At 65.7% G+C, this 24,835-nt stretch carries 21 protein-coding genes; 17 read left to right on the top strand and 4 right to left on the bottom strand.

Annotated features, from left to right (window positions below; all coding sequences use genetic code 11):
• Positions 1–1,704 carry a GspE/PulE family protein gene (locus JAB1_RS23385; protein ID WP_070256793.1) on the bottom strand — a complete coding sequence of 568 codons (1,704 nt, stop codon included), beginning with the start codon at positions 1,702–1,704 and terminating at the stop codon, positions 1–3.
• A gap of 207 nt (positions 1,705–1,911) precedes the next feature.
• Here JAB1_RS23385 and JAB1_RS23380 point away from each other — a divergent pair, with 207 nt between their 5' ends.
• From JAB1_RS23380 to JAB1_RS23300, 17 genes are all read left to right on the top strand, one after another.
• Positions 1,912–2,640: an ABC transporter ATP-binding protein gene (locus JAB1_RS23380; protein ID WP_070281984.1), complete on the top strand. Its 729-nt coding sequence runs from the start codon at positions 1,912–1,914 to the stop codon at positions 2,638–2,640.
• Positions 2,637–4,058: an AAA family ATPase gene (locus JAB1_RS23375; RefSeq protein WP_254672237.1), complete on the top strand. Its 1,422-nt coding sequence runs from the start codon at positions 2,637–2,639 to the stop codon at positions 4,056–4,058. Before JAB1_RS23380 ends, JAB1_RS23375 begins: the two co-directional genes overlap by 4 nt.
• Positions 4,059–4,164: 106 nt before the next feature.
• On the top strand, positions 4,165–6,129 hold the full coding sequence (locus tag JAB1_RS23370) for a secretin N-terminal domain-containing protein (RefSeq protein WP_083299935.1): 1,965 nt from the start codon (positions 4,165–4,167) through the stop codon (positions 6,127–6,129).
• Positions 6,126–7,544 carry a tetratricopeptide repeat protein gene (locus JAB1_RS23365; RefSeq protein WP_070281982.1) on the top strand — a complete coding sequence of 473 codons (1,419 nt, stop codon included), beginning with the start codon at positions 6,126–6,128 and terminating at the stop codon, positions 7,542–7,544. The genes JAB1_RS23370 and JAB1_RS23365 overlap by 4 nt, the downstream gene beginning before the upstream one ends.
• A 7-nt stretch (positions 7,545–7,551) precedes the next feature.
• Positions 7,552–9,255: an ATPase, T2SS/T4P/T4SS family gene (locus tag JAB1_RS23360; protein WP_070281981.1), complete on the top strand. Its 1,704-nt coding sequence runs from the start codon at positions 7,552–7,554 to the stop codon at positions 9,253–9,255.
• Positions 9,255–10,460, top strand: a complete 1,206-nt coding sequence (locus JAB1_RS23355; RefSeq protein WP_070256783.1) for a type II secretion system F family protein — start codon at positions 9,255–9,257, stop codon at positions 10,458–10,460. Before JAB1_RS23360 ends, JAB1_RS23355 begins: the two co-directional genes overlap by 1 nt.
• A 21-nt stretch (positions 10,461–10,481) precedes the next feature.
• Positions 10,482–12,044 carry a hypothetical protein gene (locus tag JAB1_RS23350; protein ID WP_070281980.1) on the top strand — a complete coding sequence of 521 codons (1,563 nt, stop codon included), beginning with the start codon at positions 10,482–10,484 and terminating at the stop codon, positions 12,042–12,044.
• Entirely contained in the window at positions 12,041–12,724 is a 684-nt protein-coding gene (locus JAB1_RS23345) for a hypothetical protein (RefSeq protein WP_254672235.1), read from the top strand. The genes JAB1_RS23350 and JAB1_RS23345 overlap by 4 nt, the downstream gene beginning before the upstream one ends.
• On the top strand, positions 12,721–13,134 hold the full coding sequence (locus JAB1_RS23340) for a hypothetical protein (RefSeq protein WP_034781088.1): 414 nt from the start codon (positions 12,721–12,723) through the stop codon (positions 13,132–13,134). Before JAB1_RS23345 ends, JAB1_RS23340 begins: the two co-directional genes overlap by 4 nt.
• Positions 13,131–13,865 (top strand): hypothetical protein, encoded by a 735-nt coding sequence (locus JAB1_RS23335; protein ID WP_034781086.1) that lies wholly within the window; start codon positions 13,131–13,133, stop codon positions 13,863–13,865. The genes JAB1_RS23340 and JAB1_RS23335 overlap by 4 nt, the downstream gene beginning before the upstream one ends.
• A complete protein-coding gene (locus JAB1_RS23330) occupies positions 13,862–14,572 on the top strand; it encodes a type II secretion system protein (protein WP_070281979.1) in 711 nt (236 codons plus the stop codon). Before JAB1_RS23335 ends, JAB1_RS23330 begins: the two co-directional genes overlap by 4 nt.
• The gene (locus JAB1_RS23325) at positions 14,572–15,345 is read left to right on the top strand and encodes an ABC transporter permease (protein WP_070281978.1); all 774 of its coding nucleotides are present in this window, start codon (positions 14,572–14,574) and stop codon (positions 15,343–15,345) included. The genes JAB1_RS23330 and JAB1_RS23325 overlap by 1 nt, the downstream gene beginning before the upstream one ends.
• Positions 15,345–16,070 (top strand): hypothetical protein, encoded by a 726-nt coding sequence (locus JAB1_RS23320; protein ID WP_070281977.1) that lies wholly within the window; start codon positions 15,345–15,347, stop codon positions 16,068–16,070. The genes JAB1_RS23325 and JAB1_RS23320 overlap by 1 nt, the downstream gene beginning before the upstream one ends.
• 88 nt (positions 16,071–16,158) lie before the next feature.
• Positions 16,159–16,731, top strand: coding sequence for a prepilin-type N-terminal cleavage/methylation domain-containing protein (locus JAB1_RS23315; RefSeq protein WP_034781076.1), 573 nt, complete (start codon positions 16,159–16,161; stop codon positions 16,729–16,731).
• Positions 16,732–16,758: 27 nt separating this feature from the next.
• The gene (locus JAB1_RS23310) at positions 16,759–17,124 is read left to right on the top strand and encodes a NirD/YgiW/YdeI family stress tolerance protein (RefSeq protein WP_034781075.1); all 366 of its coding nucleotides are present in this window, start codon (positions 16,759–16,761) and stop codon (positions 17,122–17,124) included.
• A gap of 233 nt (positions 17,125–17,357) precedes the next feature.
• Positions 17,358–21,830: a PAS domain-containing protein gene (locus JAB1_RS23305; protein WP_083299906.1), complete on the top strand. Its 4,473-nt coding sequence runs from the start codon at positions 17,358–17,360 to the stop codon at positions 21,828–21,830.
• Entirely contained in the window at positions 21,827–22,750 is a 924-nt protein-coding gene (locus JAB1_RS23300) for a diguanylate cyclase (RefSeq protein WP_034781074.1), read from the top strand. Before JAB1_RS23305 ends, JAB1_RS23300 begins: the two co-directional genes overlap by 4 nt.
• Here the strand turns inward: JAB1_RS23300 and JAB1_RS23295 are convergent, their stop codons facing one another.
• Genes JAB1_RS23295 through JAB1_RS23285 form a run of 3 tightly spaced genes read right to left on the bottom strand, consistent with a single transcriptional unit; the run spans position 22,751 to position 24,829 of the window.
• Positions 22,751–23,206 (bottom strand): MaoC family dehydratase, encoded by a 456-nt coding sequence (locus JAB1_RS23295; RefSeq protein ID WP_070281976.1) that lies wholly within the window; start codon positions 23,204–23,206, stop codon positions 22,751–22,753.
• Positions 23,199–23,687 carry a MaoC family dehydratase gene (locus tag JAB1_RS23290; protein ID WP_034781070.1) on the bottom strand — a complete coding sequence of 163 codons (489 nt, stop codon included), beginning with the start codon at positions 23,685–23,687 and terminating at the stop codon, positions 23,199–23,201. Before JAB1_RS23290 ends, JAB1_RS23295 begins: the two co-directional genes overlap by 8 nt.
• Positions 23,684–24,829: an acyl-CoA dehydrogenase family protein gene (locus JAB1_RS23285; protein WP_034781069.1), complete on the bottom strand. Its 1,146-nt coding sequence runs from the start codon at positions 24,827–24,829 to the stop codon at positions 23,684–23,686. Before JAB1_RS23285 ends, JAB1_RS23290 begins: the two co-directional genes overlap by 4 nt.
• Positions 24,830–24,835 lie beyond the last annotated feature (6 nt).

The following is a 24,835-nucleotide window of genomic DNA, read 5'->3' as shown; positions in this document are numbered from 1 at the left end:
TCAATCCTCGCTCTGGTTGCTGATGCGCATCGCTTCCATCACCGTCGTACGTCCCTGCACCACCAGCTGCACGGCGTGGCGGCGCAGGGTTTCGCCCGCCATCTGCGCCGTCGCCACCTTCATGAAGTGGGAAGGATCGGCATGGTTGGCGGCGTCGGCCACGGCGCGCGTGATTTCCAGCAATTCGTACACGCCCGTGCGGCCCCGGTACCCCATGCCGTTGCAATGCGAACAGCCCTTGCCGTGGAAATACTGGTTGCGCTCGACCAGCTCGCCCAGTTCCAGGCGCAGCCATTCGTATTCGTTCGGCGTGGGCGCGTACGGCGTGCTGCAGCTTTCGCAGATCACGCGCACCAGGCGCTGCGCCAGCACGGCTTGCAGCGAGCTGCCCACCATGTAGCGGGGCACGCCCATGTCCATCAGGCGCAGCGGCGTGCTGATGGCGTCGTTCGTATGCAGGGTCGACAGCACCAAGTGACCCGTCATGGCGGCGCGCAGGCCGATTTGCGCCGTCTCCTGGTCGCGCATCTCGCCCACCAGCACGATGTCGGGATCCTGCCGCAAGGCCGAGCGCAGCACGCGCGCGAAGTTCAGTTCGATCTTCTCGTTGACTTGCACCTGGTTAATGCCGGGCAAGCGGTACTCGACGGGGTCTTCCACCGTGATGAGCTTTTTTTCCACGGAATTGAGCTCGGACAAGGCGCAGTACAAAGTCGTCGTCTTGCCGCTGCCGGTCGGCCCCGTCACCAGCACGAGGCCGTTCGGACGGCTGACGATGGCGCGAAATTGCGCCACCAGCGCGGGCGGCATGCCGATGGCGTCCAGGCGCAAGGTCGTGCCGCCCTGGTTCAGCAAGCGCATCACCACCGATTCGCCGTACTGCGTCGGCATGGTGGAAATACGCACGTCGATGCGCTGGTTTTTCACGCGGATGGCGAAGCGGCCATCCTGCGGCAGGCGTTTTTCGGAAATGTCGAGGTCCGACATCAGTTTCAGGCGCAGCGCCAGCGAACTGGCGATCTTGCTGTCCGCTTCGGTCTGCAGGTGCAGCACGCCGTCGATGCGGAAGCGGATCTGCAGCCGGCCTTCCTGCGGCTCGATGTGGATGTCCGAGGCGCGCACCTGCGTGGCATCCTCGAACACGGATTGCAGCAGCTTGACGATGGGCGCCTCTTCCAGGCCCGGATTGGCGGCCAGCGCGCCGAAGTCGACGGAAACGTCGCCCAGGTCCTGCTCCAGCTCGCGCGTCAGGGTGGAGATATCTTCCGTACGGCGATAGATGCGGTCGATGGCGGCCAGCACTTCCGTTTCATTGACGACAGCAAGCTCGATATGGCGCTTGACCAGACGCGAGATTTCATCGTACGCAAACAGGTCGGTCGGATCGGACATGCCGACCAGCAAGCCCTCGCGGCGGTCTTCCAGCACCAGCGCGCGGAAGCGCCGCGCCTGGGTTTCCGGCAGCAGCCGCACCAGTTCGGGATTGATGTTGAAAAACTTCAGATTGATGTAGGGAATGTCGAGCTGGCGCGCCAGCGCACCAGAAATCTGCTCTTCCGTGACGAAGCCGTGCTCGACAAAAACGCGGCCCAGCTTGCGTCCCGAACGCTTCTGTTCCGTCAAGGCTTGGCCCAACTGTTCTTCCGTCAGCAATTTCTGCTGCACCAAAATTTCACCGAGCCGGACTTTCTCTGGCCTTGCCATGCTTGCTCCTCGACAAATTCTTCAGACGCTGCACGCCAGCGGCGCGCGGGGGTATTTTATTCCAGAACCTGTTGTTTCTTAAAGAAAATATATTCCATCGTTTGATTTTTGCGCATTTCAACACTCTTCAAGGAAACACTTGCCGCCCACCTGCGCCCATGGCAATAATGGGGGTCATTCTCCGTCTTGCTGCCGACTATTACCCCTATGAACGCCTGCGCCATCGAGTTCCACAACGTGCATCTGCAGCTGGCGGGCAGCGCCGTGCTGCGCGGCGTCGATCTGCAGGTGCGCGCGGGGGAACTGCTCGGCCTGGTCGGAGTGAATGGCGCGGGCAAGACTTCCCTGCTGAAATGCCTGCTCGACTTTTGCATGCCAGAGCGGGGCGAGATCGCCATTTTCGGCCAGGCGCACCGCCACGGCGCGGCGCGCCAGCCCCTGTGTTTTCTGCCGGAACGTTTCCAGGCGCCGTATTACCTGACGGGCGGCGACTTCCTGCGCTACCTGGCGCGCCTGCATAATGTGCGTCCCGATGCGCACGCCGAGCAGCAAGCCCTGGACGTGCTGGACCTGGCGCCGGACGCCTTGCTGCGCCCCGCGCGCGACTATTCGAAAGGCATGATGCAGAAACTGGGGCTGGCCGCCTGCTTGCTGTCGGGCAAGCCGCAACTGGTGCTGGACGAACCGATGAGCGGACTCGACCCGAAGGCGCGTGCACAGTTCAAGCAAGTGCTGCGGCAAGCGCGCGCGCAGGGCCGCGGCGCGCTGCTCACCTCGCATGCGCTGGCCGATGTGGAAGAATTGTGCGACCGCATGGCCATCCTGCATGCGGGCCGCATCGTATTTACGGGCACGCCAGCCGAATGCCGCGCACGGCATGGCGGCGCGACCGACGCCAGCCTGGAACAGGCTTTCCTCAATTGCATCGCGGCATGAACGCCCCGCTCTCCGCGCCGCCCGGACGGCCTTACGCCCCCTCCCCGCACGGCATGTATCTGCGCCATTTCGGCTTGCGCACGGCGCCGTTCGGCATCACGCCGGACCCGGCCTTCTTTTATGCGGGCAATACCCGGGGCGAACTGCTCGATGCGCTGCTGTATGCCGTCACGCAAGGCGAAGGCATCATCAAGCTGACGGGCGAAGTGGGCAGCGGCAAAACCATGCTGTGCCGCATGCTGGCCGAACGCCTGCCGCCCCAGGTCGACGTGCTGTATTTGCTCAATCCCCGCCTGGAACCGGATGACGTCCTGCACGCCATCGCCGCCGAACTGGGCCTGGCGCTGGACGGATGCCGCGCCGACGCCGTGCTGCACGCCCTGCACGGCGAGCTGATCGCCCGGCATGCGGCGGGACGCCAGGTGGTGCTGCTGGCAGAGGAAGCGCAAGCCATGCCGGGCGCCACCCTGGAAGCGCTGCGCCTGCTGACGAATTTGGAAACGGCCAGCCACAAGCTGCTGCAGATCGTCCTGTTTGGCCAGCCGGAATTGCAGCAGACGCTGGACTTGCCCCAGTACCGCCAATTGAAGGAACGCATCACCCACAGTTTCACCGTACCGCGCCTGCCGAAGTCCTTGCTGGACGACTACCTGGCATGCCGCCTGGCCGCCGCCGGCCGCACGGCGCCGCTGCTCTTCACGCCAGCCGCGCTGCGCCAGCTGGCGCGCGCCGCGCAGGGCATCGTGCGCAGGGTCAATATCCTGGCCGACAAGTCCTTGCTGGCCGCGTTTGCGGACGATGCGCAGGACATCAGCGCGCGCCACGTGCGCCTGGCCATTGCCGACAGCCCCTTCCACCGTCCGCCCTGGCATGCGGGCAAGCTGCTTGCGGGCGTCTTGAGCGCGCTGATGCTGCTGCTGGCCTTTGCTCTGCTGTGGCAATGGCTGACGAGCAACCAGGATCAGATGCGCCGCGCCGCGCCCGCCGACGCAGCCGCAAGCGCGCTCCAGGCAACCGTTGCGCGCACGCCGCCGCCATTGCAGCCCACGCTGCTCGACAGCAAGCTGGCCGAATCGCGCGACTGGCTGGCAAAGCAAAGGCCGCAGCAACTGGTGCTGCAAATTGCCAGCCTGCCCGCCACCGAAAAGGCCGCGGCGGAAAGCTTCCTGCAGCAGGCGCAGCAAGCCATCGGCCTGCACGACCTCCACGTGTTTCGCCTGTCTGACGCAGCCCCCTCAAGCGCCGCCGCGCGCCTGGTCATCGTCTACGGCAGCTTCGCCGACCGGGCCAGCGCCGAAGCCGTGTGGGCCAGGCTGGCGCCCACGTCGCCGCAGAAAATATTGCTGAGCGACATAGATAGTATCCGCACGGAAATGAAAGCCGCAGCGCCGCCACAAACAAGGCGTGGCGCCCCCTGACTTTATTTCGGTATATTGCCTCCCGGGCACGCACAGCGATTGCTTTTAAGCGATCATGCTGGGTAAAATTACAAAAGCACAACACGACTTCAAGGGCGAACTTTTCATGAATCAACACCCTATTCCTGTGCTGGCCTCCTGGGTCGCCCTCGCCTGCAGCACCATGCTGTCCGGCTGCGCCACGCATCAAACGCCGCTGTCGCCTGTCCACATCAATGCCGCGCCCCTCCCGGCCGGCGTCATTCCCGAACCTGTGCAGCAAAGCAGCGCACTGGCCGCACCCCTGCCGGCACCCAAAATGGAAACCTACAGCGTCACCGTGCACAAGGTGCCCGTGCAATCGCTGCTGTTTGCCCTGGCGCGCGACGCGGGCATGAATATCGATATCCACCCGCAGATCGAAGGCAGCGTCACCCTGAATGCGCTGAACCAAACCCTGCCGCAACTGCTGGCGCGCATCGGCAAGCAAGTCGACATGCGCTACGAAATCGATGGCAAGAACCTGACGGTGTTGCCCGACGCGCCCGTATGGCGCAATTACAAGGTCGATTACGTCAACATGGCGCGCAGCACCAACAGCAGCGTGAATATCGCCACGCAAATTTCCACGGCAGGCGGCGGGTCGAACAATGCCAGCAACCCCGTTGGCAACACGCAGGGCAGTGGCGGCAGCGGCAATAACAATTCGACCACCCTGGTCGTGAATCGTTCAGAAAATAATTTCTGGTACAGCCTGGAAAAGAATATCCGCGACCTGCTGCGCGAAACCACGCTCAACGACGTGCAGGTGGACCCGCTGGCGCAGCTGAACCAGCAATTGACGACCATGCCCGGCCAGCAAGGGCAGCAAGGACAGCAGCAGAACCAGGCCGGCAACGTCCCTGCCGCCGGTGCGACTGGCCAGTACGGCGCCCAGCCGCCGATGCAGTATGGCAACCAGAATGGCAATCCGAATGGAGGTCAATCTGCGCCGGGCCAGCAGGGGACCAGCCAGAACGCCACGCCTGGCCAGCCGCTGGACGCGAACGGCATGCCGCTGTTAAAACTGGCTAACAAGGGCAGCCCCTCGTCCGTCGTCGTGAATGTGGAAGGCGGCTTGATCGCCGTGAGGGCCACGGGGCGCCAGCATGAAAAGATCGCGGAATTCCTCGACGCCGTGTTACACAGCGCCAAGCGGCAAGTGCTGATCGAGGCAACCATCATTGAAGTGCGCCTGAGCAATGAATACCAGCAAGGCATCAACTGGGCGCGCCTGACGGGCAGCCTGCAGCTGCGCCAGGGACAAGTGGGCACGGCGGCCCTGTCCAGCGGCGTCACGCCGAACGCCACGCCCGGCATCTTCCTGCTCAATTATCTGAAAGACAGTTTTTCCACCACCATCCAGCTGCTCGAATCGTTCGGCAAGGTGAAAGTACTGTCCAGTCCGAAGATCAGTGTGCTGAACAATCAAACGGCCATGCTGAAAGTGGTCGACAACAATGTCTTCTTTACCATCAAGGTGACGCCTGCCGTGATCAGCTCGACAGGCACCATCACCACGCCGGCCACCTATGAGTCGAAACTGGAAACGGTGCCCGTCGGCTTCGTCATGAGCGTCACGCCGCAGATTTCCGACAGCGATGAAGTCACCCTGAACGTGCGTCCCACCATCACGCGCATCGTGGGCTATGTGCAAGACCCGAATCCGGCCCTCGCCAGCGTGATCAGCCGCGTGCCCGTGATCCAGGCGCGCGAGCTGGAATCGATCATGAAAGTGGGCAATGGCCAGATCGCCGTGATGGGCGGCCTGATGCAGGATTCCGTCGACAATGCCAAGGATGGCGTGCCTGGCCTGTCCAGCCTGCCAATCGTGGGCAATCTGTTTACCTACCGCAATGAGGCAAGCAGCAAGACGGAGCTGGTGATCTTCATGCGCCCCGTGGTGGTCAAGGATGCCAGCGTCGAGGGCGATTACCGCGACTACCGCTACCTGCTGCCCGGCCAGGCGCCGCTCAACAGCCAGCCATACACGGATGGCCCGCCGGCGCCGGCCGTCCGGCCGCAGGCGCGCCTGCAGGGAGACTTCCCATGAGCTTGCTGATGCAGGCGCTCAAGAAGGCCGAGCGCGCCAAACAGAACAGCCTTTCCGACGAGGAACTGGAAAAGCCGTCCGAAGCCTACGACCAGGTACTGGAACTGGCGCCGGCCGACGCCCTGCCGCCTCGTCCCGCGCCAGCGCCAGCGCCAGCGCCAGCGACCGTGCAGCCGCCAAGCACCTTGCGCCTGGAACCGCTGGCGGACGCGCCCGCGCCGCAGCCGGCGCAGAATGCGGCCCAGCCAGATCCACAGCCAGCTGCGCAGCAAGGCGCGCAGCCAAGTCCGCAGCAGCCCCCTCGCCCCGAACCGCCGCAGGCCCGGCCACGCGCCAGCCGCAGCAATCCGCCGCCGAAAGGCCCCACGGGGCCCATCAGCGTCGATCCGGCCACCGTGCGCCTGGCCGTGCTGCTGGCGATATTGCTGGTGGTGGCAGGTTCCATGGGATATTGGTACTGGCGCGCCAGCACCAGCCCCGGCGCGGGCGCCAGCCTGCCCGGCGTGCCCATGCCGCTGACGGACGCTCCGGGCACAACCGGCGTTGCCGGCCCCGTGCTGGTGCTGCCGGCAACGGGTGCCGCGCCGCCCGACGCCATGACGCCCACCGCACTGCCGCCCGACTATCCGCGCGACACGCGCCAGCAAACAGGTGCTGCGGAACAGCAGGCGATGATACAGGCGGCAGCCCAGGCCGCCGTGGCGGCGCAGCTGGCGCAGCTGGCGCCGCCCGCACCGCCCAGCCTGCCTCCCGTGGCGGCGCCCGACAATAGCCAGATCCAGGTACAGCGCAGTGTCGCCGCGCCGCAAATCAACCCCGGCGTGCAGCAAGCCTACCAAGCCTTCAACGGGGGCCAGCTGGGTTCTGCTCGTCAGCAATATGAAACCGTGTTGCAGCAGGATGCCACCAACCGCGACGCGCTGCTGGGCCTGGCTGCCGTGGCCTTGCGCGAGCACCAGGGCGCGCAGGCGGCGGCGCTGTACGTGCGTTTGCTGGAAATCAATCCCGACGATGGCGAGGCGCTGGCCGGCCTGATCGGGCTGCGCCAGGGCGACGTGGCGCTCAGCGAGGCAAAATTGAAAGCCATCCTGGCGCGCAGCCCCGACAGCGCCCCCGTGCTGTTTGCATTGGGCAATGTGTACGCCAAGCAGCGCCGCTGGAACGAAGCGCAACAGCAATTTTTCCGCGCCTACGGCGCCGCGCCCGGCAATCCCGACTATGCGTTCAACCTGGCCGTGGGCCTTGACCGGCTGAACCAGCCCCGGCTGGCCGCCACGTATTACCAGCGCGCCCTGACACTGGCGCAAACGACGCCCGCCGCCTTCGACCAGGCCGTCGTGCAAACGCGTTTGCGTGAACTGGCGTCCCCCGCGGCAGCGGCCGAGCCGGCCATCATCACACCCCGTCAGGAATAAGCATCACATGGCAGAACAGGCAAAACTTCCCCTCGGCAAGCTGCTGATCCAGAAAGGCGTGATCAGCGAAGACCAGCTGCGCATCGCCCTGATCGAGCAACGGCGCAGCAGCGAACCGCTGGGCAAGCTGCTGATCACCCTGGGTTTTGTGACGGAAGCCACCGTGCGCGAGGCCCTCAGCGAAAACCTGAAACAGGTCAGCGCGGATCTGTCCAGCCTGGTGGTCGACGCCATTGCCCTGAAACTGATCCCGAAGGACGTGGCCAAGCGCTACCGCGTGTTTCCCATCGTGTATGAACGGCAGGCGGACAACCTGATCCTGGCCATGGCCGACACGAGCAACATCGTGGCGCTCGACCAGATCAGCGCCATGCTGGTCAAGGGCATCACGATTTCCACCGTGCTCGTCAACGAATCGGACATTTCGCGCGCCATCGACCAGTACTATGGTTTCGAGCTGTCGATCGACGGCATCCTGCACGAAATCGAAACGGGCGAAGTCAGCTATCAAAGCATGGCCTCGCCATCGGACGAGTACAGCCAGCCCATGGTGCGCCTGATCGATGCGCTGCTGGCCGATGCCGTGCAGAACGGCGCCTCGGACATCCATTTCGAGCCGGAACAGTCGTTCCTGCGCATCCGCTACCGCATCGACGGCATCCTGCGGCAAATCCGCAGCCTGCACAAATCGTACTGGCCGGCCATGGCCGTGCGCCTGAAGGTGATGTCGAACATGAATATCGCCGAGGCGCGCGCGCCGCAGGATGGCCGCATCAGCATCAAGTTTTCCGGGCGGCAAATCGACTTCCGCGCCTCGGCGCAGCCCACCACGCATGGCGAAAACGTCGTGCTGCGCGTGCTGGACCGGCAAAAAGGCATCGTCCCGCTGGATGCCCTGGGCCTGGCCGACGCGGAACTGAACTTGTTGAAACTCATGATTGCGCGCCCCGACGGCGTGATCCTCGTGACGGGCCCGACGGGCAGCGGCAAGACCACCACCCTGTATTCGATACTCAACCATATCAATACGGAAAGCGTCAACATCATGACCCTGGAGGACCCGGTCGAGTATCCGATGAACATGATACGCCAGACCTCCGTCAATGAATCCGTCAAGCTGGGCTTTGCCGATGGCATCCGCTCGATGATGCGGCAAGACCCGGACATCATCCTGGTGGGCGAGATCCGCGACCGCGAAACAGCGGAAATGGCCTTTGCGGCCGCCATGACGGGCCACCAGGTGTATTCCACCCTTCATACGAGCTCGGCCATCGGTTCCGTCGCGCGCCTGCTCGACATCGGCATCCTGCCCGACATCATGGCCGGCAACATCATCGGCATCGTGGCGCAGCGCCTGGTGCGGCGTTTGTGTCCGCATTGCAAGGAAACCGTCATTGCCGACGACGTCGAGCGCCGCCTGCTGGGCCTGGCCACGGATGAGGCGCCCGCCTCCATCTGCCGCGCCGTGGGCTGCGAGCGCTGCGCGCATCAGGGCTACAAGGGCCGCCTGGCGATCATGGAAATCCTCAAGATGACGGCCGAACTCGATGAGATGACGGCGCGCCGCGCCAGCAGCCGCGAACTGAAGAACGCGGCGCGCGCGGCCGGCTTCAAGGGCATCGTCGACGACGGCATGCGCCGCGTGCTCGAAGGCGTCACCACACTGGAAGAAGTGGGCCGCGTGGTCGACCTGACGGAAAGGCTGGCCTGATGGCGCAATATGTCTACCGCGCCATGGATGCCAGCGGCGCATTGATTCCCGGCAGCATGGAGGCGGCCAACGTGCCGGACCTGGAAGCGCGACTGCACCGCATGCAGCTCGACTTGATCGACTGCAAGATCACGGGCCAGTACCTGGTGTTGCTGGGCAAGCGGATCATCCACCGCCGCGACCTGATCAATTTCTGCTTCCACATGGAGCAATTGACGGGCGCGGGCGTGCCCATCCTGGAAGGCTTGAACGACTTGCGCGAAAGCACGGACCACCCGCGCCTGCGCGAAGTCGTCACGGATCTGATCGAAAGCATCGAGGGCGGCTTGCCCCTGTCGGGCGCACTGGCCCAGCATGGCGACATCTTCGACGCCACATTCACCAGCCTGATCCTGGCGGGCGAACAGAGCGGCAGGATCGCCGACGTCTTCAAGAACCTGTCGGAAAGTTTGAAATGGCAGGACGAGCTGGCCTCGCAGACGCGCAAGATCGTCATGTACCCCGTCATCGTGGCCATCGTCGTGGCGGCCGTGACGTTTTTCCTGATGATCTATCTGGTGCCCCAGCTGACGGCGTTCATCCGCAACATGGGCGGCGAGCTGCCGCTGCATACGCGCGTGCTGATCTTTGTCTCGAATGTGTTCATCGATTACTGGTATCTGCTGCTGGCCTTGCCCGTGCTGCTGTTTTTCGGCCTGCGCGCGCTCATCCGCCGCAGCGAGGCGGCCCGTTATGCGTGGGATGGCTTGAAGCTACGGCTGTGGCTGGTCGGCCCCGTGCTGCACAAGATCATCCTGGCCCGCTTCGCCACATTTTTTGCCCTGATGTATGCCTCCGGCATCACGATACTCGAATGCATCCGCCTGTCCGAAGGCATCGCCGGCAACCAGGTGGTGGCGGCCGGCCTGCGCCGCGCCGCACAGCTGATCGGCGAGGGTTACGGCGTGACCGCCGCCTTCCAGCACACGGGCATCTTCCCGCCGCTGGTGATCCGCATGCTGAAGGTGGGCGAGGCAACGGGTTCGCTGGACACGGCCTTGCGCAATGTCAGCTACTTTTACAACCGCGAAGTGAAGGAATTGATTGAAAAAGTGCAAGCCATGATCGAGCCGGCCATGACGGTCATCCTGGGCTTGCTGCTGGGCTGGATCATGCTGTCGGTACTGGGGCCGATCTACGACACCATCAGCACGATCAAAACTTGAGATTCGAGACCTGAGGCCGCCGTGTTCCGCAAACAATTACTTTACATCACCAGCGACACCCTGTACGCCTACGACTGGAACCACGGCGTGCTGGGCCCGGGCCAGGCCTTTCCCGCCAGCGCGGCCGGGCTGGACGGTTTCGCCGCGTGGCTGGAAGATCCGCAGGCACAGCGGCAAGACGTGCCCGCCTACCTGCTGACGGACTTGATCGAGGAAGATTTCCAGCGCCATCTGCTGCCCCACGTGCGTGGCAAGGCGGGCCGTGCCCTGCTCGAGCGGCGCAAGCAGCAATTGCACCGTGACACGCCCTACCGGGGCAGCACCCTGCTGGGCCGCGAAAGCACGGGCCGCCACGATGACCAGGTACTGTTTTTCGCCCTGACCAACCCAAGCTTGCTGCAGCCGTGGACGGAGGCGCTCGAGCACTTGCGCGTGCCCGTGGCCGGCATCTATTCGACCAGCCTGCTCAGTATCGCGCTGGTAAAAAAGCTGTCGATCGCGCACGAACACCTGCTGCTGGTGACGCAGCAGTCGGGCGGCTTGCGGCAAAGTTATTATGAAAAAGGCCAGCTGCGCTTTTCGCGCCAGACGGCCACCATCGCGCTCGACGGCGTGGCCGTGAATATCGCGCTGGAAACGGAAAAAACGCGGCAATTTCTCACCAGCACACGCATGCTGGCGCGCGGCGACGTCTTGAATACCGTCATCCTGGCGCCGGCCGCGCAGATCGCCAAGCTCGAATTATTGTGCGACAACGGCGTGGAAGTGGCTTACCACTTCATCGACCTGCAACTGGCCGCCGGGCGGGTCGGCTTGCGCCAGACGCCGACGCTGGCCGACGAATTGCTGCTGACCTTGCTGGGCAAGCATCCGCCATCCAGCCACTATCCACCCGGCGCGCTGGCCCGCTACTACCACTTCCAGCGCGCGCGCAAGACGCTGTATGGCGCCAGCGCGCTGATCGGCGCGTCAGCAGCCCTGTGGTGCGTGATCAATCTGCTTGGCGGCATAGCCGACGGAGCCGGCACGCAGCGCCTGGCGCAGGAAACGGCGTCCTACCAGGAACGCTACCGCAGCGTCATGTCGACGCAGCCGCCGGCGCCGGCCAAGACGCAGAACATGAAAGTGGCCGTGACCCTGGGCCAGATGATCGCCAGCCAGGCGCCGGAACCGGGCCGCCTGCTGGGCATGCTGAGCGCCGCGCTGGACCAGGCGCCGCAGGTTGCGCTCGGCCAGCTGCACTGGCATGCGGGCGGGGCGCCCGCGCGCGCGGCCGGCGGCCAGCCACCGCAGCAGCAGGCTGCGAGTTCGCCGCCCGGCAGCGCCATGGCCGGCATTCCGGTCGCGCCGCCACAGGCGCTGCGCCTGGAAGCGGACGTGGCCATGCCGAACAATGACTACCGCGCCGCGCTGGCCGCCATCACGGCCTTCGCGCAAACCCTGGCGCGCCAGCCGCGCATGCAGGTGACGATCGAGGAAACGCCGCTCGACCTGCGTCCCAGCGCGGCCCTGTCCGGCAAGAGCGCCGCGCCAGCGCCGGACAGCCAGGCCCGGTTTACCCTCTTGCTGGAGTGGCAGCCATGAGCGGCCCCGTCAAGCAGCCGCCCCTGCCCGGCATGCAGCGCGCTGCCACGCCCGCGCGCACCCTGCCCGCGTGGCTGGGCGAACTGCGCCTGGTGCGCCGCGCCCTGCTGTGCTTTGCCCTGACCTTGCTGGCCAGCGTAGTGCTGCTCAGTCTGAGCGCCGCCTACCGCACGCGCGAAGCGCAACGGCTGTACCTGGCCCAGCACACGCGCGCGGCGGCGGCGACACTGTTCAACCACGTGGAAGCGGAAAAGCAGGAAATCCGCGCCTACGAACCGCAATTCCTGGCCCTGCGCCAGCGCGGCCTGATCGGCGAAGAAAACCGCCTGGCCTGGATCGATGCCATCCGGCGCAGCCAGGAACAGCGCAAACTGCTGCCGATCAGCTATGACATCAGTCCGCAGCAAGCGCTGAAGGTGCCGCTGCCCATGGAGATGGGGCAATATCATTTACACGGCAGCCGCATGCGCCTGCAGATGGATTTGCTGCACGAGATGGATTTGCTGAACCTGTTTGACGATTTGCGCCAGGCCGGCTATTTCGCCGTACAGGATTGCACGCTCAAGCGCCATGGGGCGGCCGGAGCGACGGCCGGCAGCCAGGCAGCGCCCGCCCTGGGCGCCGAATGCGAGCTGCTGTGGCTGACCGTCAACAGCGTGCCCGTGCCGGAGCGGCCATGAAGCGCACCCTGATCCTTGGCGCGCTGCTGGCCGGCGCCGCGCTCACTGTCCATGCACAGGCACAGCAGCTGGGGCGCTTGTTCCTGTCGCCCGAGCAACGCACCCAGCTCGACGCGCAGCGCTACGGGCCGCCGCCAGCCGATCCCGCCCTGGCTGCGGCGCCACCACCACCGCCGCCACCGCCCGCCCCGCCCGTGGAATTGAATGGCGTGGTGCAGCGCAGCAGCGGCCACTCCACCGTCTGGCTGAACCAGGAAGTGCAGAACGAACCGCACAATCGCCTTGCCGTCGGCAAGCCCGGCACATTGACCCTGCGCCTGTCGAACGGCCAGGTGGTGCTGCTCAAACCCGGCCAGCGCTACGATCCGGCCAGCGGCGCGGTCACCGAGGTGCAGGAGACGCCGCCATGACGCCACGCCAAGCTCATCGCCAACCTCATCGCCAGCGCGGCGCCGCCCTGTTGCTGCTGGTGGCCGTGCTGGGCCTGGGCGCGGCCAGCCTGCTGATCAGCGCCTTCGGCCGCGGCACGGGCGAGGCCGAACGCCAGGAGCGCACCCTGGCCACCCTGGCGCAAGCACGCGAAGCCTTGCTGGGTTTTGCCGCCACGCAAGGCCGGCTGCCACGTCCGGCCGCCTCCGCCCTCGACGGGCGCGAACGGGCAGCCGACTGTGCCGACGATGCCGCATGCAGCGGCTTTTTGCCATGGGTCGCGCTGGGCGTGGACGGTGTTGATGCCTGGGGCAAGCTGCTGCGCTACAGCGTCACGCCGGAAATGGCGCGCGCGCCCATCGTCTCGTTTTCCGCTGTCGCCAACAGGGTCGTGCTCGAACGCGGCGCGCGCGGCGAATTCGCCTTCGTGGCGGGCCAGGCACAATGCGACGTCAGCGCCCAATGCCTGCCCGTCGTGCTGTTCTCGCAAGGCAAGGAGCATCACGGCACGTCCGCCAGCGGCGTGACGCAGATCAATACGGCGCGCGGCAATATCGACGAAGCGGCCAACGACAGCGCCAGCCGCAGTTTCATTGCCCGCCCCGCCACCGGCAATGCCGCGCTGCCCGGCGGCGCCTTCGACGACATGCTGACCTGGATTACCTTGCCCGCCCTGTACCAACGCATGCGCGCCGCGCGCAACCTGCCATGAGCGTCCGCCATGCGCGCCGCCAAAGCGGCTTTTCCCTGATCGAGATCGCCATCGTGCTCGTCATCGTCGGCCTGATGATAGGCGGCCTGGTCACGCCATTGACGGTGCAGCTGGAGCAGCGCAAGGTGGCCGAGACGCAACTGGCACTGAATGAGGCGAAGGAAGCGCTGACGGGCTACGCGCTGCGCTACGGCTACCTGCCGTGCCCCGCCGCCTCCGCCATGAGTGGCCTGGAAGACCGGCGCGGCACGCGCTGCACGGGCGAAAAACGCGCCGGGTTCCTGCCATGGGCCACCCTGGGGCTGCGCCAGGGCGACAGCTGGAACCATCTGTTCCGCTACAGCGTGACGCCGGCCTTCAGCGACAGCGGCCAGCTTTTCAATCTGACCACACCGCGCGACATCAGCATCGTCACGCGCAATGGCGGCGCCCTGCTGCAGGCGACGGCCTTGAACGACATCCCCGCCATGATCATGTCGCATGGCAAGAACGGTTTTGGCGCCACGGGCGTGCAGGGCCAGCGCCAGGCTGTGCCTTTCGGCAACAATGTCGACGAGCGCAACAATGCCTCGAACGCCACCACCTTCATCAGCCGCGCCGCCAGCGGCCCGCAGCAGCCGGGCGGCGAGTTCGACGATCTCGTCGCCTGGGTGTCGCCGAACATCCTGTTCAACCGCATGGTGGCGGCGCAAAGGCTGCCCCGCTGATGCCGATGCTCTTGCCCGCCCTCACCATCGCCCGCTACACGCTGCTCGAAGCGCTGCGCAGCCGCCTGCCGTGGCTGTTCCTGCTGGCCGCCTGCGGCGCCGCCGCCCTGGCTGGCTTCCTGCAGCAACTGGCGCTGACGGAAAGCGGCGCCGTGCAGGCGGCCCTGCTGGCGGCCACCCTGCGCCTGGCCAGCATTTTCCTGCTGGCCACTTTCATTATTACCAGCATGGCGCGCGAAGCGGCCGACCGGGGCCTGGAATTGCTGCTCGCGCTACCCATGCCGCGCGCCGCCTACCTGCTGGGCAAGCTGCTGGGCTACGGGGCGCTGGCGGCCGTGCCCGCCATACTCTTCGGCCTGTTGATGGCGCTGTTCGCCGCGCCCGCGCAATGCGCGCTGTGGGCGCTGTCGCTGCTGGGTGAACTGTGGATCGTCGCCGCCTTCAGTCTGCTGTGCGCGGCCAGCCTGCAGCAAGCCCTGCCTGCGCTGGCCGCCACCGGCGGCTTCTATCTGCTGGCGCGCATGCTGGGCAGCCTGCAACTGCTGGCCCACGGCCCGCAAGCGGGCGACTCCTGGCCGCAGCGCGCCATGACCGGCGCCATCGATGTGCTGGCCCTGTTGCTGCCCCGCCTCGACGCCTTTACACGCACGGAGTGGCTGCTGTACGCGACGGGCGACTGGCAAGCCCTGGCCAATGTAGCGGCGCAAACCTGCATTTATGTGGCCTTGCTGGCCAGCTGCGCGCTGTGCGACTTTTACCGCAGGAACATCTGATGGCGGCGACCACCCAGCGTCCATGGTCCAAGGTGCCGCGCCCCCTGTGCTGGCTGCTGGCGGCATGCCTGCTGCTGCAGCTGGGCTGGCGCCTGGCGCAGCAGCATGCTCCCGCCCAGGCGCGTCCGCTGCCCGCCGCGCCGCCTGCTGGCGTGGCGCGCCTGGCCAGCCTGGGCGAGCCGCTGGCCATGGCTAAGGCCATGCTGCTGTATCTGCAGTCGTTCGAAGACCAGGCCGGCGTCAGCCTGCCGTGGCGCGAACTCGACTATGACCGCCTGGCCGGCTGGCTGGAGACGGCGCAAACGCTCGATCCGCGCAGCCGGTATGCGCTGGTGGCCGCCAGCGAAGTGTATGCCGGGGTAGCGGACCCGCAGCGCGCGCGGCGCATGCTCAACTTTGTCGCCGCCAGCTTTGCGGCCGACCCACAGCGCCGCTGGCCCGCCATGGCGCAGGCGGTGCTGGTGGCAAAACACCAGTTGCACGATTTGCCGCTGGCGCTCGGCTATGCGCGCGCGCTGCGCCAGCAGGCGACAGGACCGCATGTGCCGGCGTGGGTGCGCGAAATGGAAGCGTTCATCCTGGAAGACATGGACCAGCTCGACGGCGCCCGCCTGGTGATCGGCGGCCTGATCGCCAGCGGCCAGATCAGCGACCCGCACGAACTGGCGTTCCTCGCGCGCCGGCTCGACGAGCTTGCCAAGAAGAAAGCAAGGGCGGCGCCATGAGCCGCTGTCCGAAAGGCCATGCGCATCCGGCATCAATTGCAGTAAACTGCCATCTCAAGCTATCGTACTTTTTTTTCAAGGAAACCCCATGCCCCCACGCCGCCAGCACGGCTTTACGCTCGTAGAAATCGCCATCGTCCTGGTCATCATCGGCTTGCTGCTCGGTGGCGTGCTCAAGGGGCAAGGCTTGATCGACAGCGCCAAGGTGAAAAACATCATCCAGCAATCGAATGCGCTGACGGCCGCCGTCAACGCCTACCAGGACAAGTTCCGCGCCCTGCCCGGTGACGATATCCAGGGCACCGTGCACGTGCCCAATTCGGCCGGCAATGGCAATGGCGACGGCCAGATCGGCGATGGCCAGCCGCGCGAATTCACCCTGGCGCCGCAGCACCTGGCGCTGGGCGGCTTCATTACCGGCTCGTTCAACGGCACTTCGCAATTCATGACCAGCGCCCAGGGCGGCGCCGTCTACCTGTACAACGACGAAGTGGGCGGCCGCGCCGGCAACGGCATCCGCTTCGACAACCTGCCGGAGAGCTACGCGGAGCAGATCGACAGCAAGCTCGACGATGGTGTGGCCAGCACGGGCAGCGTCCGGGCGAACATGCCCTACGGTAATGCCGGTGCTATCATTCCCCGCACCGCCGTCTTTTTCTGAGCCTCCAGTCACTATCAAAGGAATACCATGTCACTGCACCGCAAACTCATCGTTTCCCTGGCCGCCGCCTGCGCCTTGCTGGCCGGTAGCGCGCAAGCCCAATACGTGGGACCGACGACCGGCCCGGCCGCGCCCGGCAATGTGGCGGCCATCCTGAAAAATCCCGTCGACGACCAGGCCGTCGTGCTGCGCGGCCATTTGCTGCGCAAAGTGGGCAACGAGAAATACACCTTCTCCGATGGTACGGCGGAAATCCGCGTGGACATCGACGACAAGGTCTTCATGAACCGCAAGATCGATGCCAAGACCCGGGTGGAAATCCGCGGTGAAGTGGAAAAAGACTTCATGGAAAGCCCGGAAATCGATGTCGACGTGCTGACCCTGGTCCAGTAAGCCGCCTTGCCATCCCGCCGCCACGGCGGGATGGGCATTCCCCCTCTTCTGTATGCCTTGCGCAACCTTTTTTCCATGCCGGAAACTAGGCTTGTCAGAACAATCAATTTCGTCTAGCATCTTTTCATTCAACGTCAGCCAGCGCCAGCGTGAGCCTGCCTGTCGATTCATCCATTCTGGGAGCTTTCCGGGTGCAAGATTTGCCTTCGATACGCTCAAGAATTTCATGGCTGGTGCTCGCCTGGGTCATTCCGACGGCGCTGGTATTTCTGCTGCTCGTGGCGCAAAGCTACACGCGTGAACGCGACCATGTCGTCAGCGAAACGGCGCAGGCGGCGCGGGCTGTCGCGGCAGCCGTCGAACGCGACCTGAACGGCGCCCAGATGGCCGCGCGCATCCTGGCCGATTCGCCCGCCCTGCAAGCCGGCGACATCGACGCCCTGCGGGCCATGGCCGCTAGCCTGCTGCAGCCGGGCATGGCCGTCAGCGGCTTCATCGTCTCCGACGCCAAGGGCCGCCAGCTGATCAATACAGCCCTGCCCGCCAGCCAGGCGCCGCCACCCTTGCCGCAAAAATGGGCCGCCAGCATGGAGCGCACGCGCGACTACGGCAAGCCGCGGCTGACCAGCCTGGCAAAGACGCCGGACAGCATGCCGCAGCTGGCCCTGAATCTGCCGCTGCCGCGCAAGCAGGGAAGCGCCTACGTGCTGACAGCCCTGTACCCGCCCGACTACCTGTCCGTGCTGCTGCGCGAGCTGCACCTGCCAGCCTACCTGGGCGCGGCCATCATCAATGCCGATGGCATCAACGTGGCGCGCACCCTGGCGCCGCAGCGCTATGTGGGCCAGCGCACTGCGGCGCCCCTGCTGGAACAGATAAGCCAGGCGCGCGAAGGCGTGCTGCGCCATGCCACCCTGGAAGGCATCGATGTGTATACGGGCTTTCGCCGCGCCCCGGACGCCGCCTGGACGGTGGCCGTCACCATGCGCACCAGCACGGTGGCAGAAGCGCTGCTGCGCTCGGTAGTCACGGGATCCGTCATCCTGGCGCTGCTGCTGGCCGCCGGCTTTGCCCTGGCCTGGCGCGTGGGCGGCCGCCTGGCCCGCACCCTGCAGGAACTGACGCAGCAGATCCACGCGCTGGCGCAAGGCAAACCCTTGCTTTCGAACAAGCACACGGACCGCGAATCGGCCGACATGGCCAGCGCCCTGGGCACGCTGGAGCGCGACCTGCGACGCCACCGCACGCAACTGGAAAGCTTGGTGGCCGAACGCACGCTGGCCCTGGAAAAATCCACGCGGCTGCTGGAAACCGTGTACGCGACGGCGCCGATCGGCATGCTGTTCGTGGACCTGGACTTGCGCATCGTCATGATCAACCACTACCTGGCCGCCATCAACGGCGTCAGCGTGGCGCAGCACCTGGGCCGTCCCGTGGGCGCCATGCTGTTCGACGACGCCGTGCGCGCGGAGGTGGAACGTTGCGTGCGCCAGGTGCTGGAGACGGGACAGCCCATTGTCGACATCGAATTGAAAGGCCATAGCGGCCAGCAGCGCGAACAGCTGAGTCACTGGATCGTCTCGTATCACCCGATTTTCGGCCCGGAACAGCAGTTGCTGGGCGTATCGGGCCTGTGGCTGGACATTACCGAGCGCAAGCGCAGCGAAGCGGAATTTCGCCGTTCAAAACACCTGTTTGGCACCATCATCGAAAACATCCCGGCCATGGTCTTCGTCAAGCGCGCCGACAAGCTGAGCTTTGAAATGATCAACCGCCACGCGGAGCTGACGTTGGGACGCTCGCGCGAGCAATTGCTGGGCAAGACGGACCACGATTTCTTCCCGCCGCAGCAGGCGTCCGCCTTCGTCAGCGCCGACCGCAAGCTGCTGGCCACGGGGCAGATGGTGGAAATCGAACAGGAAGCGATCAATACGGCCGATGGCACGACGCGCCACTTCACCACGCGCAAGGTAGTCTTGCGCGACGATGCCGGGCGCGCCAGCCATGTGCTGGGGGTGTCGATCGATATCACGGAACGCAAGCGCGCCACCGAGGTGCTGCACGCCGCCACCTGGCGCCTGGAACAGAACGAGCGCTTCATCCGCACCGTCACCGACAACCTGCCCGGCATGGTGTCGTACTGGGGCGCCGATTTGCGCTGCCTATTTGCAAATAAATTCTACAACGAATGGTTTGGCCGCAGCAGCGCCGAGCTGGCCGGCATCCACATGAGCGAATTGCTGGGGCAGGAACTGTTCGACGTGTATGCGCCCCACGTCGAGGGCGTGCTGGCGGGCCGGCCGCAAAGCTTCGAGCGCGACTTGCTCGATCCCGGCGGCCAGGTGTGCCACACGTGGACCAATTACATCCCCGATTTCGACGACAGCGGCCGCGTGCGGGGCTTCTTCGTGCTGGCCTCGGACGTCTCCGAACTCAAGCGCACGGAATTGCGCCTGCACGAACTCAATGAACAGATGGTGCGCGCGCGCGACAAGGCCGAGGCGGCCAGCATCGCGAAGAGCGAATTCGTCGCCAACATGAGCCATGAAATCCGCACGCCGATGAACGCCATCATCGGCCTGGCGCGGCTGCTGGAAGAGTCGCCGCTGGAACGGCGCGAGCGCAGCTATGTCGGCAAGATCCAGATGGCCACGCAATCGCTGCTCAATATCGTCAACGACGTGCTCGATTTTTCCAAGATCGAGGCGGGGCAGATGGTGCTGGAACAGCGCCGTTTCCAGCTCGAACGCATGCTCGACAGCGTAGGCGTCTTGCTGGCCAGCAGCGCCTGGGCGCGCGGCGTGGAACCCGTCTTCGTGCTCGCCCCCGGCGTGCCGGACGAACTGATCGGCGACGCCCTGCGCGTGGAACAGATCCTCATCAACCTGGTGGGCAACGCCGTCAAGTTCACCTCGCATGGCGAAGTGGTGCTGGCCATCGGCAAGGTGGCCGAGGATGCTGCCAGCGCCACCCTCGAGTTTTCCGTGCGCGACACGGGCATCGGCATCGGCGCGGCCGAACAGGAACGCATCTTCGACGCGTTTTCCCAGGGCGACAGCGGCACCAGCCGCAAATACGGCGGCACGGGACTGGGGCTGGCCATCTGCCGGCGCATGGTGGAATTGATGGGAGGCACCCTCAGCGTGACAAGCGCGCTGGGCAAGGGCTCCGACTTCCGCTTCAGCTGCCGCTTCGACAAGGTGGCGCCACCGCCCGAGCCGCCCGGCAAGGGCGTGCCCAAGGCCCTGTCGCTGCTGATCATCGACGACAACGCCAGCGTGCGCGCCATGCTGGAAGACTGGTGCACGGCGCAGGGCTGGCGCAGCCGCAGCGCCGACAGCGGCGCGGCCGGCCTGGCGCTGCTGCGCGCCCACGCCAGCGGCGGGCCGGCGCACGATCTTGTGTTGCTCGACGCGGCCATGCCCGGCATGGATGGCATTTCCATGCTCACCGAGGCGCGCGCCGATGCGCTCATGGCGCTGCCGCCCGTGATCATGCTGGTGGCCGACCAGGATAGCGAAAACCTCGAACGCCTGGCCGACAGCCTGATGCTGGCCGGCATCGTCTCGAAACCGGCCACCCCGGCGCGCCTGCTGGCGGCCGTGACGGCCGTGCGCGAAGGCCGCAGCTCGCCTTCCGCGCTGCCCGTGTCCACGCCCTTGTCGGGTTTGCTCACAGGCATGCGCGTGCTGCTGGTGGAAGACAATGAAATCAACCAGGAAGTGGCGCAGTACATTTTGCTGCACTCGGGCGCGCGCGTGGCCGTGGCCGCCAACGGCCGGCTGGCCGTCGACTTGCTCACCAGCACGCCGGACGCCTGGGACGTGGTGCTGATGGATTTGCAGATGCCCGTCATGAATGGCTACGACGCCACCCTGGCCATCCGCGCCCTGGGCTTGCCGGACTTGCCCATCATCGCCATGACGGCCAATGCCATGGACGAAGACCGTCTGCGCGCCATCGCCAGCGGCATGAACGCGCATGTGGCCAAGCCCATCGATGTCGACGAAATGATCCAGACCCTGACCCGGCTGGTGCGCGCGCCCCTGAGCAGCGGCGACGGCGCCGCCCAGGCAGGCAATGCCGCCACGCAGACGCTGGACCTGCCGGCCGCGGTGCCCGGCATCGACCTGGCAGCGGCCCTGCACCGCTTCGGCGGCGACTACGGCGCCTTCCTGGCCCTGCTCAAGCGCTTTGAAAATTCGCAAGGCGACGCCGTCGAGGAAACCCGGCGCCTGCTGGCCGCCGGCCAGGCGCCGCAGGCGGCGCAACTGCTGCACCGCGTCTGCGGCGTGGCGGCCAACCTGGGCGCCACGCAGATCGCCAGCCTGGCCGCCGAGACGGAAAAAACGCTGAAAACGGGGCGATCGCACGCCACGGCAGCCTTGCTGGGCCGCCTGGAACAGGCGATGGCCGAAGTCATCGAAGCGGCGCGCACCCTGCCCTCGCCCCTGCGGCGCAGCCAGCCGGCAGCGGCCGCGCCCGGCAGTGGGCCGCTCGACCTGCACGCCGGCCTGGCCGAGCTGCTGGTCTTGATCCGCAACAACAACCTGAAAGCGCTGGCGCAATTCCACGCCCTGCACCCCGCCATACAACAGTCAGACCGGGAAGCGGCACTGGCGATGGCACATGCGATTGAAACGCTGAATTTTGCCGAGGCGGAAAAACTCGTGCTCGATCAGCTGAAACGAGAGGAAAACAAGTGAGCTGGACCAACCTTGCCATGAACGGGCGCATCCTCATCGTCGATGACGCCATGGAAAACATCCAGATCCTGCACCAGCTGCTGCGCGAGGAACACGACGTGCTGTTCGCCCTGAGCGGTGAAAAGGCGCTGGAAATTGCGCATAATCAACAGCCGGATCTGATCCTGCTCGACGCCGTCATGCCCGGCATGGACGGTTATGCCGTCTGCAGCGCGCTGCGCGAATCGGCGCTCCTGAGCGCCATTCCCGTCATCTTCGTCACGGCCCTGAACCAGCCCGAAGACGAGACGCGGGCGCTGGAAGCGGGCGCCGTCGATTTCATCACGAAACCGTTCAACGCGGCCGTCGTGCGTGCCCGCGTGCGCAGCCAGCTGACCATCAAGCGGCAGGCCGACGCCATGCGCGAACTGTCGCTGACGGACTCGCTGACAGGCGTGGCCAACCGGCGCAGCTTCAACGACACGATGGACAGCGAATGGCGGCGCTGCGCGCGCGACGGCGTGCCGATGGCCATCATCATGGCCGATATCGACCACTTCAAGGATTACAACGATACGTATGGCCACCAGGCGGGCGACCTGTGCCTGCAGCAGGTGAGCGCCGCCCTGCGCCGCTGCGCCGTGCGCCCGCCCGACCTGCTGGCGCGCTACGGCGGCGAGGAATTCATCATCCTGCTGCCGCAGGAAACGCGCGACGGGGCCGAAGTGGTGGCACAGCGCATCCTCGACGAAGTGCGCGCGCTGCAAATCCCCCACGCCAGATCAGGCGTCGGCCCGCACGTCACCGTCAGCCTGGGCATGGCCAGCGTCATGCCCACGGAAGGCATGGATCCCAGCGCCCTGATCCGCGCCGCCGACGCCCTGCTGTACCGCGCCAAGCATACGGGACGGGACAGGTATTGCGCGTCGGAGGGGGAGTGATCAGGGATAGCAGCGCATCAAAAACTCCGCCACGCACACGGGTTTCGTGTCGCCTTCCCGCTCCATGGTGACGGCCCAGTTTACTTGCGCCCCTTCCGGCAAGTCGTCGACGGAGAGGATGTCGAGCCGCGCGCGCAGGCGGCTGTTCACGGGCACGGGAGCGGGAAAGCGCACCTTATTCAGGCCATAGTTGATGGCCATGCGGATGCCGGCCATGTGCAAGGCGCCAGCCAGCATGGCCGGCAGCAGGGATAAGGTCAGGAAGCCGTGCGCCACGGTGCAGCCGTACGGCGACTCGCGCCCACAGCGCTCCACATCGACGTGGATCCACTGGTGGTCGTCCGTGGCGTCGGCAAAGGTGTCGATGCGCTGCTGGGTGATGGTCAGCCAGTCGGAAACGGCCACGTGCTGCCCCGCCAATGCCTGGAAACCGGCGATGCCGGCGATATCACGCATGATTTTCTCCTGCGGGACGGCGGCCGAACATGCCCATGCCTTCGACGGTGGTCACCACTTCGCCATGCTGGTTGCGCACGCTCCACACGGAAATGACGATGCCGCGGTCCGGCTTCGACGTGGATGGACGCACTTCCTTGACCTGGTAGGTCAGCTGCAGGGTGTCGCCGGCGCGCACGGGTTTGAGCCAGCGGATGCTGTCCAGGCCGGGCGAACCCATGCTGGACGAATGCTTGAGCAGGTTATCCACCACCAGGCGCATCATCATGCCGCAGGTGTGCCAGCCGCTGGCGATGACGCCCTTGAAGATGGTCTTTTCGGCGGCCGCATGGTCGACGTGAAACGGCTGCGGATCGAAATCCGTGGCGAAGGCGATGATTTCTTTTTCCGTCACATGGCGCTGGCCCAGGTCGATTTCCAGGCCTTGCGTAAAATCTTCGAAATACCAGTGTTTCGGTGCGATAGCAGTCGATGCGGTCATGCGGTCTCCGTCGGCAAGAAGCCCGGCTGGGCGATAAAGCGCTCGATATGGTGCTCCACGTCGCCCAGGGTCAGGGCGATCATGGAGAGGCGCTTGAAATGGTGGGCGGCGGGCAATTCGTCCGTGACGCCCATGCCGCCATGCAATTGCACGGCTTGCTGGCCGACAAAGGTGGCGGCCAGCCCTATCCGCGCCTTGGCGGCCGAGACCGTGCGTCGCCGCTCGGACGCATCCTCGCTGTCGACCTTGGCGGCAGCCAGCATGGCCATCGAACGGGCCTGCTCCAGATGGATGAACATGTCGGCCATGCGGTGCTGCAAGGCCTGGAACTTGCCGATCGGCGCGCCGAACTGCTGGCGCGTCTTCAGGTAGTCCAGGGTGGCGGCGAAGATGGCGTCCATGGCGCCCACGGCTTCCGCGCACAGCAGGGCGGCGCCGTAATCCACGGCCGCGTCCAGCACGGCCCAGCCCTGCCCCGCCTGGCCGATCAGGGCCGCGTGGCCCAGCACCACTTGCACGAGGGTGACGGTGGCGGCCCGCTGGCCGTCGATGGTGCGGTAGTCGCGCACGGAAACGCCCGGCGCGTCGGCGGGCACGAGGAACAGCGAAATGCCATCCGTGTCCATCTGGCTGCCACTGCTGCGCGCCGAGACGATCAGCGCGCCGGCCTGTGCGCCATGGATGACGACGCTTTTCTCGCCGTCGAGCACGAAGCCGTCGCCGCTGGCGGTTGCCGTGGTGGCGATATCATGCATATCGTGGCGCGACTGCCGTTCGCCCAGCGCGCAAGCCAGTTTCAGGCTGCCGCTGGCAACCTGCTCCAGCACGGCATCGTGGCCACCGGCCAGGGTCAAAAAGCGCGCACCCAGCACGGTGGCCAGGTAGGGCTCGACCACCAGGCTGCGGCCCAGTTCCTGCATCACCAGCAGCATGTCGACGGCCGTGCCGTCGAAGCCGCCCGCGCCGGCCGGCAGCGGCAAGGCCGTCATGCCCAGCTCGGCCAAGGTGGCCCAGGCGGCATCGGACGTGCCCGTGGCGGAATGGATGATCTTTTGCCGCGTTTCAAAGCGGTAATCCTTGTCGACCCAGCGCCTGAGCGCGTCGGCAAATTGCTGCTGTTCCTGATTAAAATGAAAGTCCATGTCGTC

The sequence above is a fragment of the Janthinobacterium sp. MP5059B genome, assembly GCF_001758645.1.
Lineage (GTDB): Bacteria > Pseudomonadota > Gammaproteobacteria > Burkholderiales > Burkholderiaceae_D > Janthinobacterium > Janthinobacterium lividum.
The sequence above is the reverse complement of the archived record's forward strand: the minus strand, read 5'-3'. Positions and strand labels throughout refer to the sequence as shown.